The sequence below is a fragment of the Clostridium oceanicum genome (assembly GCF_039521385.1).
Lineage (GTDB): Bacteria > Bacillota > Clostridia > Clostridiales > Clostridiaceae > Clostridium_F > Clostridium_F oceanicum.
Genome location: NZ_BAAACG010000006.1, coordinates 413566 through 429076, shown reverse-complemented (window position 1 = coordinate 429076; position 15511 = coordinate 413566). Strand labels below are relative to the sequence as shown.

General features: G+C 26.1%; 13 protein-coding genes. 10 read left to right on the top strand and 3 right to left on the bottom strand.

Going from position 1 to position 15511, the window contains the following annotated elements:
- Positions 1-61: 61 nt before the first annotated feature.
- The 5 genes from ABDZ71_RS05470 (at position 62) to ABDZ71_RS05450 (ending at position 6512) form a co-directional block, all read left to right on the top strand.
- Positions 62-1153 carry an FAD:protein FMN transferase gene (locus ABDZ71_RS05470; protein ID WP_343759622.1) on the top strand — a complete coding sequence of 364 codons (1092 nt, stop codon included), beginning with the start codon at positions 62-64 and terminating at the stop codon, positions 1151-1153.
- 24 nt (positions 1154-1177) lie between these two features.
- Complete coding sequence (locus ABDZ71_RS05465) at positions 1178-2134, top strand: ABC transporter substrate-binding protein (protein ID WP_343759620.1); 957 nt, start codon at positions 1178-1180, stop codon at positions 2132-2134.
- A gap of 181 nt (positions 2135-2315) precedes the next feature.
- On the top strand, positions 2316-3263 hold the full coding sequence (locus tag ABDZ71_RS05460; RefSeq protein WP_343759618.1) for an ABC transporter substrate-binding protein: 948 nt from the start codon (positions 2316-2318) through the stop codon (positions 3261-3263).
- 29 nt (positions 3264-3292) lie between these two features.
- Positions 3293-5218: a peptidase U32 family protein gene (locus ABDZ71_RS05455; RefSeq protein ID WP_343759616.1), complete on the top strand. Its 1926-nt coding sequence runs from the start codon at positions 3293-3295 to the stop codon at positions 5216-5218.
- Positions 5219-5231: 13 nt separating this feature from the next.
- A complete protein-coding gene (locus ABDZ71_RS05450; protein WP_343759614.1) occupies positions 5232-6512 on the top strand; it encodes an aspartate aminotransferase family protein in 1281 nt (426 codons plus the stop codon).
- A gap of 160 nt (positions 6513-6672) precedes the next feature.
- Here the strand turns inward: ABDZ71_RS05450 and trhA are convergent, their stop codons facing one another.
- A complete protein-coding gene (gene trhA, locus ABDZ71_RS05445) occupies positions 6673-7329 on the bottom strand; it encodes a PAQR family membrane homeostasis protein TrhA (protein WP_343759612.1) in 657 nt (218 codons plus the stop codon).
- Positions 7330-7824: 495 nt separating this feature from the next.
- Here trhA and ABDZ71_RS05440 point away from each other — a divergent pair, with 495 nt between their 5' ends.
- Positions 7825-8403 carry a DUF1836 domain-containing protein gene (locus tag ABDZ71_RS05440; RefSeq protein ID WP_343759609.1) on the top strand — a complete coding sequence of 193 codons (579 nt, stop codon included), beginning with the start codon at positions 7825-7827 and terminating at the stop codon, positions 8401-8403.
- Positions 8404-8723: 320 nt separating this feature from the next.
- Here ABDZ71_RS05440 and ABDZ71_RS05435 read toward each other — a convergent pair whose 3' ends face one another.
- Together ABDZ71_RS05435 and ABDZ71_RS05430 are read right to left on the bottom strand one after the other, a co-directional pair.
- Positions 8724-9500, bottom strand: a complete 777-nt coding sequence (locus ABDZ71_RS05435; RefSeq protein ID WP_343759607.1) for a PhzF family phenazine biosynthesis protein — start codon at positions 9498-9500, stop codon at positions 8724-8726.
- A gap of 218 nt (positions 9501-9718) precedes the next feature.
- Positions 9719-11101: an MATE family efflux transporter gene (locus ABDZ71_RS05430; protein WP_343759605.1), complete on the bottom strand. Its 1383-nt coding sequence runs from the start codon at positions 11099-11101 to the stop codon at positions 9719-9721.
- Positions 11102-11378: 277 nt separating this feature from the next.
- On the opposite strand from ABDZ71_RS05430, the gene ABDZ71_RS05425 reads away from it, so the two are divergent.
- The 4 genes from ABDZ71_RS05425 to ABDZ71_RS05410 all read left to right on the top strand — a co-directional run bounded on the left by ABDZ71_RS05425 (position 11379) and on the right by ABDZ71_RS05410 (position 15479).
- Positions 11379-12341 carry a helix-turn-helix domain-containing protein gene (locus ABDZ71_RS05425; protein WP_343759603.1) on the top strand — a complete coding sequence of 321 codons (963 nt, stop codon included), beginning with the start codon at positions 11379-11381 and terminating at the stop codon, positions 12339-12341.
- A gap of 146 nt (positions 12342-12487) precedes the next feature.
- Positions 12488-13384 carry an acetamidase/formamidase family protein gene (locus ABDZ71_RS05420; protein WP_343759600.1) on the top strand — a complete coding sequence of 299 codons (897 nt, stop codon included), beginning with the start codon at positions 12488-12490 and terminating at the stop codon, positions 13382-13384.
- A gap of 375 nt (positions 13385-13759) precedes the next feature.
- Entirely contained in the window at positions 13760-14473 is a 714-nt protein-coding gene (locus tag ABDZ71_RS05415; protein WP_343759599.1) for an ABC transporter ATP-binding protein, read from the top strand.
- A gap of 1 nt (position 14474) precedes the next feature.
- Complete coding sequence (locus tag ABDZ71_RS05410) at positions 14475-15479, top strand: DUF2705 family protein (protein WP_343759597.1); 1005 nt, start codon at positions 14475-14477, stop codon at positions 15477-15479.
- Positions 15480-15511 lie beyond the last annotated feature (32 nt).

The window sequence follows — 15511 nt, the reverse complement described above, 5'->3', positions numbered from 1 at the left end:
TTAAGTTTGATAAATTTATAACTTTTATAAAAAATAAATTATACTTTCAGGAGGTATACCATTGAAATTAAATAATAAAAAAACTATCTCTGCTTGTTTAATTTTATTAATACTTATAATATCTGGTATCTTTTTTTATAACTATAACCTACATAATACTTTAAAAGAAAAAAAACAATTAACTAAAAAGGATAGTATAAACATCTCTGAAAGTAAATCTGGTTTTTTTTTAGGAACATATATAAATATAAAAATATATGGTAACAAAGATGATAAGATATTTGATAATTGCTTTTCAATATTAAAAAATATAGAAAACAAAATGAGCGTAAATATTTCAAGCAGCGAAATATCTAAAATTAATAAAAAATCTAATAATTTAGAAATAAAAGTTTCTCCTGAAACTTTCTATGTTATAAAAAAAGGTAAAGATTACTCCAAATTATCAAAGGGTAATTTTGACATTAGTATAGGGCCTTTAGTTAATCTTTGGGCAATAAACTCAGACAACCCAAAAGTACCTTCAAAACAAGAAATACAAGAAGCATTAAGTACTATTTCTTATAATGACATTCTACTTAATGAAAGCAAAAATACTGTTAAATTAAAAAAACAAAATATGAAAATAGACCTAGGTGGAATAGCTAAAGGCTACGCTGCTGATAAACTAACTAAATATTTAGAAAAAGAAGGAATAAAATCAGCTATTCTAGATTTAGGTGGAAACATATATGCTCTTGGTAATAATTCAAAGGATAAACCTTGGAAAATAGGAGTCCAAGCTCCTTTAGAAAAACGAGGAGAATATTTAGGAATACTTAATATTAGTAATAAATCCATTGTAACTTCTGGAATATATGAACGTAACTTTATAAAAAATAATAAAACCTATCACCATATACTAAGTCCTTTTACTGGGTATCCAGTAGAAAATTCATTAATTAGCACTACCATAGTTTCAAACAAATCCATTGATGGTGATGCTCTTTCAACAGCTATTTTTTCACTAGGTATAGAAGATGGTTTAAAGCTAGTTGAATCCATAGAAAATATAGATGCTATTTTAGTTAATGATAAAAAAGAAGTCTTTACAACTTCTGGGTTTAAAGAAAATTTTAAAGTCACAAATACAGACTATAAAATAAAAAATTAAATTTTAAAAATGGAGGAAATAAAAATGAAAAAGAAGCTTTTTTTACCATTATTAATATTAATATTTAGTATTGCTTTAATAGGATGTTCAACCACAAAAAAAGAATTAAAAGAAAGCACTTCTAAAGAATCACAAAATTTAACTATAGGTGTTATGCCAGATCTTGATTCTATTCCCTTTGTTATAGCAAAAAATAATGGTTATTTTGATGATGAGGGTATTAAAGTAAATATTAAACATTTTAAAAGTGCTGTTGACCGTGATTCTGCTCTTCAAACTAATAATTTAGATGGTGCCATATCTGATATGATTTCTGTGGCTTTATTAAATGAAAAAAAATTCAATATTAAAATGACATCTAAAACTGACGGAAGCTTTAAATTGATTAGTAGTAAAAATTCTAATATAGAAAACACAAATAACATTAACAATAAAACTATAGGAATTTCTAAAAATACAATAATTGAATATTTGACAGATAAAATGACTAAATCTCCTAATACAAATTCTAATAACATAAAAAAAATAGCAGTTTCTAAAATACCTACAAGATTAGAAATGCTTAAAAATAATAAATTAGATATGGCTACCCTTCCTGAACCTTTAGCTACTGTTGCAGTTTTAGATGGGGGCAATGCATTAAAAGATTCAAATAAGTCAGAGATTAATGCAGGAGTTTTAATATTTACAGAAAAATCTATAAATTCAAAAGAAGATTCAATAAAAAAATTATACAAAGCCTACAATAAAGCAGTAGATTATATAAATACTGAAAAAAAAGAAAAATACATTGATTTAGTAATAAAAGAATGTGGGTTTCCTCCTACAATAAAAGATTCTCTAGCATTACCAAAATATACAAAAGCAACCCTTCCTTCTAAATCTGAATTTGAAGAAGTTTTAAAATGGTCAAAATCCAAAAAACTCATCAAAACAGATTTAAACTTTGATGATGTAACAAATAACAATCTAATTAAATAACTATTATCTTAATTGGTATAAAAGATACTCTAAATCTAGTTGAATCTATAAAAAATATAGATGCTATTTTAGTTAATGATAAAAAAGAAGTCTTTACAACTTCTGATTTTTAAAAAATTTTAAAGTCACAAATACAGACTATAAAATAAAAATTCAAATTTTAAAAATGGAGGAAACAAAAATGAAAAAGAAATTTTTTTTACCATTATTAATATTATTATTTAGTATTTCTTTAATAGGATGTACAACTTCAAAAAAAGAAAGTGCTTCTAAAGAATCTAAGGAATTAACTATAGGACTTCTCCCTGCCCTTAATGCTATTCCTTTTGTCATAGCAAACAATAATGGCTATTTTGACGAAGAAGGTATTAAAGTAAATCTAAAACATTTTAAAAGTGCTGTTGACCGTAATTCTGCTCTTCAAACAAATAATTTAGATGGTGCTATATCTGATATGCTTTCTGTTCCTTTATTAAACAATAAAAAATTAAATGTTAAAATGACATCTAAAACTGATGGAAGTTTTAAATTAATCAGTAGTAAAAAATCTAATATTGAAAATATAAACCAAATAAAAAATAAAAGTATAGGTATTTCTAAAAATACAATAATTGAATATTCAACAGATAAAATGATTGAATCTCCTAACGTAAGTTCTAATGATGTAAAAAAAATAGAAATTTCTAAAATACCTACAAGATTAGAAATGCTTAAAAATAATAAATTAGATATGGCTACTCTTCCTGAACCCTTAGCTAGTGTTGCAGTATTAGACGGTGGAAAAATACTAAAAGATTCAAACAAAGAAAATATTAACGCAGGAGTTTTAATATTTACACAAAAATCTATAGATTCAAAGGAAAATGAAATAAGAAAATTTTATAAAGCTTACAATAAAGCTGTAGATTATATTAATACTGAAAAAAAAGAAAAATATATTGATTTAGTAATCAAAGAATGTGGTTTTCCTCCTAGAATAAAAGATTCTTTAGTATTACCAAAATACACAAAAGCAACTCTTCCTTCTAAATCTGAATTTAAAGAAGTTTTAAAATGGTTAAAATCCAAAGATCTTATAAAAAAAGATTTTAAATTTAATGATGTAACAAATAGCAATCTAATTAAATAAATATTATTTTAATGAAAGAAGTGAAAATTATGCCTAGATATTTTAATGGCAAAGAAGTAGAATTATTGGCTCCTGCTGGTACATTTGAAATATTTAAAAAAGTTATCTATAGTGGTGCAGACGCTGTTTATTTAGGTGGTAAAATACTAAATATGCGTATGCACAAAAAAGATCATAATCTTACAAAGGAAGAATTAGCTACTGCAGTTACTATTGCACATTCATTAAATAAAAAAGTTTATGTAGTAGTAAATAATCTTTTTAGTAAAAAAGATTTAAAAGAGGCTACTGATTATTTAAAATTTTTAGAAAGCATTAAACCAGATGCTTTAATTATCCAAGACTTAAGTATATTAGAATTAACAAAGAAATTAAATTTAAATCTTAATTTACATTCATCAGTAATGATGAATATTCACAACATAGAAAGCATTAAAGCATTAAAAGATTTAGGGATAACTAGAATTGTTGCTTCTCGTGAAATGGATTTAAAAACAGTTAGTTCTTTATCTATTAAAACAAATATGGAGTTTGAATATTTTATTCATGGTGACATGTGTATTTCCCATGGTGGTCAATGTTTATACAGCGGTATGCTTTTTGGCAAAAGTAGTAATCGTGGGCTTTGTATGAAACCCTGTCGCTGGAATTTTAAGATAAAAAAAGATGGTCTTCTTTATAACACCGAATATCCTATGGCAGTAAAGGATATGTGTATGTATGAACACATCCCTGAATTAATAAGTTCAGGTATTGTATCTTTTAAAATAGAGGGTAGAATGAGAGATTCTGATTATTTAATTCGTTTAATTAATTATTATAGTGATGCTATTGATAGATATATTGATGATCCTATTTGTTTTGATAATAAAAAAAATTCTACAGAAATATTTAAAAACAGAAAAAGAGACATATCTACTGCATATGCTTTTGGAAAGCCAGGTCTTAACAATATTAACAGAAGATATGAAGGTACTGGTGTTTTTTATAGTCATGGTAAAGTTTTTAGTAATCCAATTGAAGAAATTGAAACAAGTAAAAATAGAATAGATGAAATAAAAAAAGCTTTATCAAAGGATATTAATAAAAAGAATAAGCCTCTTCTTACTGTAAAAGTTAATTCTCTTAAACAAGCTAAAATTGCATTAAAACAAAATGCTGATGCTATTTATCTTTCTGGTGAAGTTTTCAAACCTAACAAACCCTTTAGTAAAAAAGAAATTATTGAAATAACAGAAAATAAAAATAATACAAAAGTATATCTTGGCTTACCAAGAATGATGTTTAAAGATGACTTTTTAAAATATACTCACTTACTTAACCAAAATGACCTTAAATTAGATGGTTTATTAGTAACTAACCTAGGAGCAATACATAAATTCAAAAGTTTAAAACTAAAGCTTATTGGTGATTATTCTTTAAATATTTATAATGAAATGTCTGCCAAATTTTATAAAGACCAAGGTTTATCTAGAGCTACTCTTTCTGTGGAAGCTCCATTAAATGATTTAATTGAAACCACTAAAAATAGCCCTATACCTTTAGAATTAATTGTTCATGGTTCACCAGTAGTATTATATTTAGAACATGATTTATATGAAAATATAAAAGAAAATAAACCTTTCTCTAAAGAGGATAACAACTATTTTAATAATGACCTATTAGTTTTAGTAGATGATAAAGGCTATGAACATCCTGTATACAAAGATAACAATGGGAAAAACCATATACTACTATACAAAGATTTATGTTATCTTCCATTTTTAAAAGAACTTAATAATATTGGATTAAACCATTTTAGAATTGAAGCTTGTGACTATAACCTAGAAATTTTAGAGGAAATTATTCATACCTATAAAATAGCTATTGCTAATTTAGACAAATGTAATGAATTATATTCTTCCTTAAAACCTATAAAAAAGGGTTTTACTTTAGGTGCTTTACAATTTAACTAAGGAGGCGTAATATTTGAATAAATTTATAGGCCCTGAAAAAATAATCAAAAAGAAAAAAAATTTTTTATTCCCCTGTAGCAATCATTTTTATAAAAACCCTCCTCAAATAGTTAGAGGAGAAATGCAATATTTATTTGATTCTACAGGAAAAAAATATATAGATTTTTTTGCAGGAGTTTCAGTAATGAATTGTGGACACTGCAACAGTGAAATACTTAATGCTGCAATTAAACAAATGCAAAAGCTTCAACATACTACAACAATATATCTAACTGAACCAATAGTTAACTTAGCAGAAAAACTATCTATTTTACTTCCTGGAAACATAAAACACTCTTTCTTTTGCTGCTCCGGATCTGAAGCAAATGAAGGTGCTCTTTTATTAGCTCGCTTGTATACAGGAAAAAATAATTTTATTTCACTAAAAAATAGTCTTCATGGTCGTACATATTTAACAATGAGTACAACTGGAATTCCTATGTGGAGAACAGATCCAAATCTAGATAACTCTATTACTTTTGTTCAAAATGCTTATAACAAAGATAAACCTCTTGATGTATCTGCTGCTGAATCATTAAATGAAATAGAAAAAACTATTAAACATATAGGTTCAAAAAATATTGCTGCATTAATAGCTGAACCTATACAAGGTAACGGTGGAATAATAACTCCACCTAGCTGGTATTTTAAAGATTTAAAAAAATTATTAGAAAAACATAATATACTTTTAATCATAGATGAAGTTCAAACAGGCTTTGGAAGAACAGGAAAAATGTTTGCAATAGAGCACTATGATGTAGTTCCAGATATCATAACTATTGCCAAAGCTCTAGGTAACGGATTTCCTATTGGGGCTTTTTGCACAAATGACGCTATAGCTGCATCCTTTACAAAGCCTTCAGCTTCAACTTTAGGTGGCAATCCCGTTTCAGCTGAAGCTGCAATTTCCGTACTCAATTATATAGAAAATAATAATCTATGTGAAAGAGCAGCCCTTTTAGGTGAAAAACTTAAAAACGAATTAATAAAACTAAAGGAGAAACATTTAATTATTAAAAATGTTAGAGGACTAGGCCTTATGCTTGGAGCTGAATTAGTAAAAACAGATGGAACCCCTGCTACAGAAGAAACAGATTTAATTCTTGAACTTTTAAAAGACAAAGGAATTCTTATTGGGAAAAATGGTATAGATAGAAATGTTTTAGCTTTTCAGCCCCCTCTTGTTATAAATGAAGATAATATAAACAATCTAATAAACAAACTAGATATTGTATTAACTAATCTTAAACTATAAAACTATATCTATTTCTTATAACTTAATAAATTAACAAAATGTAGGTAGCTTATTTTTTAATAAACTACCTACATTAATATATTTTTTTAATATAAAAATATTATTATTTTATATTTATTATTCAATCTTTGTATTTATATTTATTATTCAATCTTTGTATTTATATTACATATACAAAAACGCATAAATAGTGGCTAAGACTTCCTAAAAGTATTAATATATGAAATATCTCATGAAATCCTATAGTTTTTAAATTTAATTTTGGCCATTTAAGACCATATATTATACCACCTACAGTATAAAAAATACCTCCTAAAACAAGTAATATAATTCCTCCAAGTTTTATATTTTGAGATAAAGGATTTATAAATAAAACTACAAACCATCCCATTAATATATAAAACATTGTAGATAACCATCTTGGCATATTAAACCATATCATTTTAAATAAAACACCTAAAATAGCCATTGACCATACAGCAATAAATATTCCCCAGCGTAATTTACCTTGAAGAATAACTAAACATATTGGTGTATAACTTCCTGCAATAAGTACAAATATCATAGAATGATCTAATCTTCTAAGCATTTTTATTACTTTTTCTGTAGAATTAACTAAATGGTATACAGAACTTGCAGTATATAAAAATATAAGACTCAATCCAAATATAATAGCAGAAGTTATCTTTAAATTGCTTGTAGGATATGAAATTGCAGCCTTAACTACAAGAACTAATAACCCAATAAAAGAAACTATAGCTCCAAATAAATGAGTAAATCCATTAACAGGTTCTCTAAATATCTTATTTTTGTCCATTTCTACTCCTCCTTGTATTTAACTGGCTCTAATTTAATCATTAAATTATCGAAAACTTTTATTAAATCTTTTATATGTATACAAAAGTATATACTAGACAAAATTTTATTTAATATACACTTTAAATTATAAAAACACAAAATATATCTACATAGTATCACGTAGTTTTAAAAACTATGTTATGTTATATATATATTATATACCATTTCTACTATATTTCAATTACTTTTTTAGTAAAAATATAAATTTTTTTATAAAGGGCTATTGAATTTTTCTTAATATACCCCTAAAATTATAATTGTATACTGTATCATATAGTTTTAATAACTATGTGTTGTGTCTATAATGGCTAAATACTCTAAAACTTATATATTGTTTCAATAATAAGAGTATTCTTCCATAAGAAAATAATAGCTTCTCACCTTAAAACTAGTGTTTAAAATAGAAAGGAGTATTAGAGGAAACTTTATTTATTTCCCTCTAAATATAATATATATGGATGATTATAAAAATAAAATAGAAAAAGCTATTGGTACTTTAAATTTAAAAGAAGATATTAACCTTAGCGATATACCTAAATTAGATTTATACATGGACCAAGTAATTACTTTATTTGAAGTTGGTTTAAATAAAACTAAGCGTAATGAAGATGATAAACTTCTTACAAAAACTATGATTAACAACTACACAAAAGGTAAAATATTAATGCCTGCTAAAAATAAAAAATATTCAAGAGATCACATAATAATGATGATACTTATTTATAATTTAAAACAAAGTTTAGCAATAACTGATATAAAAACTTTGCTAAACCAAATAGTTGAAAATGCTAAAGAAAAACCTGAAAATCTAAATTTAGATAAACTATACAAAATATTTTTACAAGTTAAAAACATAGAAAGTGAAACTTTTAATGATGAAATTCAAAAAGATTTGGATTTAATACTTGATGAGTTATCTGATTTAAATGAGAATAGAGATTATTATAAAAATCTACTAACAGCCCTAATGCTCATTAATAAATCTAATATGTATAAAAGATTAGCAGAAAACATTATAGATGATTTACTATAAAAAATATACAAAGTAAGGGTATATAGAAATATTACAAATAACCTAGAGGATTAAAAACTTAATGCCTTCTCAAGGCTTTAGTTTAGGAGATAGATATAATTGTTTATATACCCTTAATTATATATCCTTGATTGTTTATAATTGTACATTAATTATTTTCTTTTAACTATCTATTTATTTTTAACAAATATGAAACTTCCTTTATTCTTAATATGTTTATATATAACTTAATATTATAACCTTAAGCTATATATAATATCATTGTTTTTTGAGTTCTTTTTTATAATAAAAACTCCTCACTATTATTACAATATATCAATTTAAACATTTACATAACCTTCTGAATAAGTTACTGCTTCCCCAGATATTTTAACTTTTTCCCCTAAATCAATGCAATATAACATTCCACTTCTTTTAGATACCTGCTGTGAAACAAGTTCACTCTTTTCTAATACATCTTTCCAATATGGAACCAGTGTACAATGAGAAGAACCTGTAACTGGATCTTCATTCACTCCTACATTAGGCGCAAAAAACCTTGATACAAAATCTACATTTTTACCTTTTGCTGTTACTATTACAGATGTATCTAATTTTTTTAACTCTTTCATATTAGGATTAAGATTTAAAATATCTTCCTCTTTTTCAAAGACAGCCATGTAATCTCTTGATTTATATACTTCTAGTGGTTTCTTTCCTAAGGCTTTAATTAAAAGATTTGGTGCTGTACACCTCTCTCCTCTTCTGGTTGGGAAAATCATAGTTAATAAATTTTTCTCTCTATATACTTCTAAAACTCCACTTTTAGTATTAAAACTTATCTTATTAGCATCTTTATTCATATAAGTAAATATCACATAAGCTGTTGCTAATGTAGCATGACCACATAAATCTATTTCTCCTTTAGGAGTAAACCATCTAAGCTCATATTTATCATTTTTTTTGACAAAAAATGCAGTTTCAGATAAATTATTTTCTTCTGCAATCTTTTCCATTAAATCATCACTAATCCATTTTTTTAATGGACACACTGCTGCTGGATTACCTTTGAATTGTTCTTTGGTGAATGCATCGATTTGGTAAATTGATATTATCATTTACATTTCCCCCTTATCATTTAAATAAGTTTTTATTAACTTATGGAAAATAAATACATCACTTATTGTAATTATATCATTTCCTTAATTCTAACTTATATAGTTTATAATAAAGTCACATAATAATTTATAATTTAAAAGAGAGCATATACAATTGTATAATACTCTCCTTTGTCTTCTAGCTATTTTTGATTTTAATACAATCTTTATTTAAATTATTAAATTTTCCCCTTAGCTAATTCAGAACTATTATATCCTCTAATTTTATTATTCATATCTGCAAATTCTTTTACAATAAAAATTCCACTTAATAAAACAGTTAAAAAATCTCCAAGTGGCATAGCAAGCCATGCTCCTGTTTCTCCTATTGCCTTTGGTAACAATAAAATTATTGGAATAAAAAATAATATTTGTCTTCCCATAACCAATATGGCTGCTTTTTTCCCTTTACCAACGCCTTGGAAAAATACAATAGACATTGACATAATTCCATATAAAATAAATATTCCAAGGAAAATTCTAAATCTACCTATACCCGCTTGCGCCAAAGATGGATCTGTTATAAACCAACTTATTATAGTCTTAGGGAATACCATAAAGCTAAGCCATAAGACACCTGCTATAGCAGTGGATATTCGAGCAAATGTTACAAAGGCTTTCTTTACACGGTCATACTGTTTAGCACCATAATTTGCTCCGATTATTGGTTGAACACCCTGAGCAATACCCCAAAGTGATATAAAAGCAAACATCATAACTCTATAGGCAGTACCCATTATAATAATGCTTTCACTACCTCCATAAGAAGATAATACTTTAAACATTATAGACATTTGAATTGCAGGCATTATTTGCATTACCATTCCTGAAAATCCCACACTTAATATATTAGGCATAATGTCAAAAGACATTTTAAAACTATGCTTTGATATCTTAATAACACTTTTACCGGTTTTAAAATATACTATATCTCCTATTACAACGATTAATTGTGCAATAATTGTTGCTAAAGCCGCTCCTTTTATTCCCATACCTAATTTTCCAATAAGGATTGGATCTAATACAATATTTATAACTATTCCTAAAGTAATAATTTTCATGGCAACCTTCATTTGTCCTTCACCACGAATTAGAAAATTTAATGCAGGTCCTAACCCTGAAAAAACAAAACCTAAAGATATTATTTTTAAATATTTTGTACCTAAGCTTAATATTTCTCCCTTTGCACCAACAAAAGCAAGCATTGGTCCTGCAAAATTATAAACTATTATAGTTAAAATTATTGATAATACTGCAGTACCTATTAAAACATTACCAAATAACTTATCTATGGTCTTACTATCTTTTTCTCCTAAAGCTCTTGATAAAACGGACATAGCACCCATAGCAAGCAACATAGAAGTAGCCGTATTTAATAATGTTACATTATAAGCTACAACTATAGCTCCAACCCCTGCTGCTGATACAAGTTGCCCTACAAATATAGCATCTACCATATTATATAATCCTACTGCTATCATACCAAGCATAGCAGGGAGAGCCATTTTTACAAAAAGTTTTCCCATACTTAACTCCAGTAATTCCTTCCTGTTTTTATTCATTATTCAACCTCCTTAAAATTTATAATTATACTTCATTTAATTGATTTTCTCGATTAGACATAAGTAACTTTTTTTATAATCACTTTAAAACAATGAAAAATATACTTTTAATCTAAAATCAATTGACAATAATCATTATGAATCATATGATTATTAGTAAATAGTTTTATCTTCTTACAAGTACTATTATAAAACCTATGCAGGTTATTGAGAATGCTTTTCAGTTAAGTTAGTCTAATCCTGGTCTTATATCGACTAATCAAGAAAGGATGATTATATGGTCTTAAGAGAAATTCATGAACCTATACTACTTAAAAATGGTTTTAGAAAAGTATCTTCCTGTGATAAATTTAATCCTATCGGAACTTGTTATAAACTTAATGAATCCTTAGGAAGTGGATACTATTGGATTTACTCCCATAAGGATTTATTTTCTATTTCTATACATGATTTTTATTTTCATGATAACTTTTATTTTGAAAGTCAACTTCCAGAATATCTAGGCATTTCATACTATGAATCTGTATCTGGAGAAGAAATCAACCCTTACCGTAGGTTAAAAGCAGGTTGTGTTAAAAGTTATTGGTATAATGGTAATAAATATCAAGCAATCTTTCATAAAAATATACCAATGAAATCAATAGGTATCGATTTAACTCCTAAATATTGTGATAACTACTTAGAGGAAAAATATTCAGATGATTATATTAACCCAAGATCTGCTCTTTTAAAAATAAATGAAACAACAGAATTTCCAGAAATGGTATTACTATTACATCAATTAAAAGCTTATAAAGGCACAGGGATTTCTGCTAAATTGTTTTATGAAGGTAAAGTAGCTGAAGCTATTTCTCTTATACTTTCTCGTGAAAATTTTAAAAAATCCAAAGCTCCTACCCATTTTTCACAATCAGATATTGATCGTATTGAAAATGTTGTGTCCTATATAAATGATCACTATGCATATAATTTAACCCTTAGTGAACTATGTAAAATGGCTTGTATGGGAACTACTAAACTTAAAACAACATTTAAAGGTATATATAACTGTACAATAACTGAATACATTCAAAACCGCAGAATGAGTCAAGGAGAACACTTATTATCAAGTACTGATTTTGATATTAAAAAAATAGCTTTGATTGTTGGATACAAAAGTGCTGCTAGATTTTCTGAGCTTTTTAAAAAAAGCACTGGTCTACAACCACGAGAATATAGAGCACTCTCAAAGGGTAAATAATTGACAATCTTATTAATAAACAATATAATCTAATACTAATTGATATAATGATATATAATAATAAAAATATTTCACTAAAGATTATAATAAATATTTTCTAGAAATATATGCTTATTTGTTTTATCAAATGAAATGGAGGTAATAAGATGAACTTTAAATTAGATACTACTAATGTTATCTATTCTTTTTCAAAGGATAACCCTAAAGTTTTAGAAGTACCATCTAGTTCTATAGTAGAAATTGAAACCTTAGATTGTTTTTCCAACCAAATACAAAATGATAAAGATGCTCTTAAATCCATAGACTTAGAAAGAGTTAATCCAGCTACTGGTCCTATATTTATAAAAGAAGCTCTTAAAGGAGATACATTAAAAGTAACAATTGAAAATATAGAAATAAAAAATCAAGGTGTTATATCTACTGGAAAAGATTTAGGAACTCTTGGTTACTTATTAAAAGGATTAGACTCAAAAATAATACCTATAAAAAATAACAAAGCAATATTTAATGATATTGAGATTTCTCTTAATCCAATGATTGGAGTAATTGGAGTAGCCCCTAAAAAAGCTTCTATAAACTGTGGAACTCCAGGAAATCATGGTGGAAATATGGATAATAAAGCTATTAAAAAAGGATCTATTTTATATTTACCTATAGCTACTAATGGTGCTTTATTTGCTCTTGGAGACTTACATGCCTCCATGGGAGATGGTGAAATTGGAATATCAGGAATTGAAATCCCAGGAAAAGTTACAGTAAAACTAGAAGTTTTAAAAGAATTTAAAACAGAGAATCCTATATTAGAAGATAAAGACAGCCTATACACTATAGCCTCAGCTGAAACTGTAGATGAAGCAGCAATACTTGCTAACGAAGATATGTTAAAACTACTATCTAAAAAAATATCAATGAAAACTAATGAAATTGTTATGCTTATGAGTATAGTTTGTAATACTGAAATCTGTCAAATAGTTAATCCTCTTAAAACTGTTAGAGTTTCCATACCAAAATCTGTATTAAATCAATTAGATTTTAAAATATAATAAAAATTTTAGTTAACCATAAAAATAAATTAATAAAAAAACACCCTATGCTAACAATACTATGTCTTAAAATGAATTATATAGTTTTATACATTCATTTTAAGCGATAATATAAGCTCTAGGGTGTTTGATTTTATATATAAGGTAAAATATAAACACAGTAATATCTTTTAATTATTTTACATTATATTCTTAAATAATAAAAAAATCCCATACTCCTTAAAAAAAACTTAATTACATATTAATAATTTCTATAAATAACATAAAAAACACTTAACTATTTCAATACCCCATTGTAATTTGTCTTATGTGATTATACAATATTGAACATTGAATCATATAATTAATATTTAAAATTACAAAAGAGGTGGACAAATGGAAAATAATTTAGCAATTAAGATTACAAACTTAACGAAAAAAATATCTAATAAAACAATAATAGACGATTTATCTTTAGATATTTACAAAGGACAAGTTTTAGGATTTTTAGGCCCTAATGGTGCTGGTAAAACCACTACTATTAGAATGATAGTAGGTCTTATATCTATGAGTAGCGGAGAAGTTCTAATAGGAGGAAATAGTATAAAAACTGATTTTAAAAAAGCTATAAAGGACGTAGGTGCAATAGTTGAAAATCCTGAATTTTACAAATTTCTAAGTGGTTATAAAAACCTTCTTCATTTTGCAAAAATGTATGATAATGTTTCAAAGGAAAGAATAGATGAAGTCATTAAAATGGTTAATCTTCAAGAAAGTATACACGAAAAAGTTAAAGGATATTCTTTAGGTATGAGACAAAGATTAGGTATTGCATTAGCTATGCTGCACAATCCTTCAGTACTTATACTAGATGAACCTACAAACGGATTAGATCCTGAAGGTATAGCTGAAATGAGAACTTATTTAAAGGATTTAGCTCATAATGAAAATGTAGCTGTTCTTGTATCAAGCCATCTTTTATCTGAAATGCAACTTATGTGTGATAGAGTTGCTATAATAAAAAAAGGTAAATTGCTAGCAATAAAAAATTCAAATGAATTTGATAATCTTGAAAAAGAATTTCTTAAAATAGTAGGAGGAGTAAATTAAAATGGAAAACTTAAAAGGATTTTTTAAACTTGTAGCTAATGAAAATATGAAAAGCTTCTTTAGATTAAGAACTCTCATATTCGCTATATTTTTTATAGTAAGTATAGGAATAATGGGGTATTTCCATTCAACACATGCCCCTAATATTAATAAAGATAACTGGAAAACTTCTGCTAAAAACGAAATTCAAAAATTGAAAGAAGAAAACACTAAGTTACAATCTGATATTTCTAATACAAAAAGTACCAATACAAAAAGTAGTGCTATAATAGAACTTAACAAAAATAATGATAAAATTAAGAAATTAAATTATTCAATAAAACATAACATTCCTACTAATATGAGAACTCCTTGGGACTTTACAAATAAAAATATGGAAGCTTTTCTTGGCCCTTTAATATATTTTGTTTTAATGTACGGTGTAGGTACTATATACTTAGAAAATAAAAACAATACGATGAAACAACTACTAATAAGGCCTCATTCAAGATATAAAATACTGCTTTCTAAAATTACTTCAACTATATTGTTTACTGCAATAGCATCTTTATTTGTTATGTTAATTTTATTAATAACAGGGGTTATTTTGTACGGCAAAAACGGTATGGGACAAAATATATTAACTCTTATTGATGGAAAAATAGTTGAAAATAATGCCTATATATTTCATATTAAATACTTAATGTATGGATTAATACGTTATACCCTATCCATTTCTGTTGGGTTTATGATGGCTCTTATATTTAATAGTCAAATAATAGCTATTCTTACAGCACTTTTTATAACTAATAGCGGAGCTACTCTAGTGCCTTTTATAGCTAAATATTCTTGGGCAAAATATGTTTTATTTTCCAATTTAGACTTAGCTGGAAAACTAAGTGTAACTTCTTCTTTCCCACATGTAGAAGGTGTAACTGTACCTTTTTCAATTTCTATTGTTTTAATTTATAGCTTAGTATTCTTTGCAATATCTTTTGTTTATTTCAAGAAAAAAAATATAGCTTAAAAATAGTTTATAGAAAGATTTTAGATTAATTA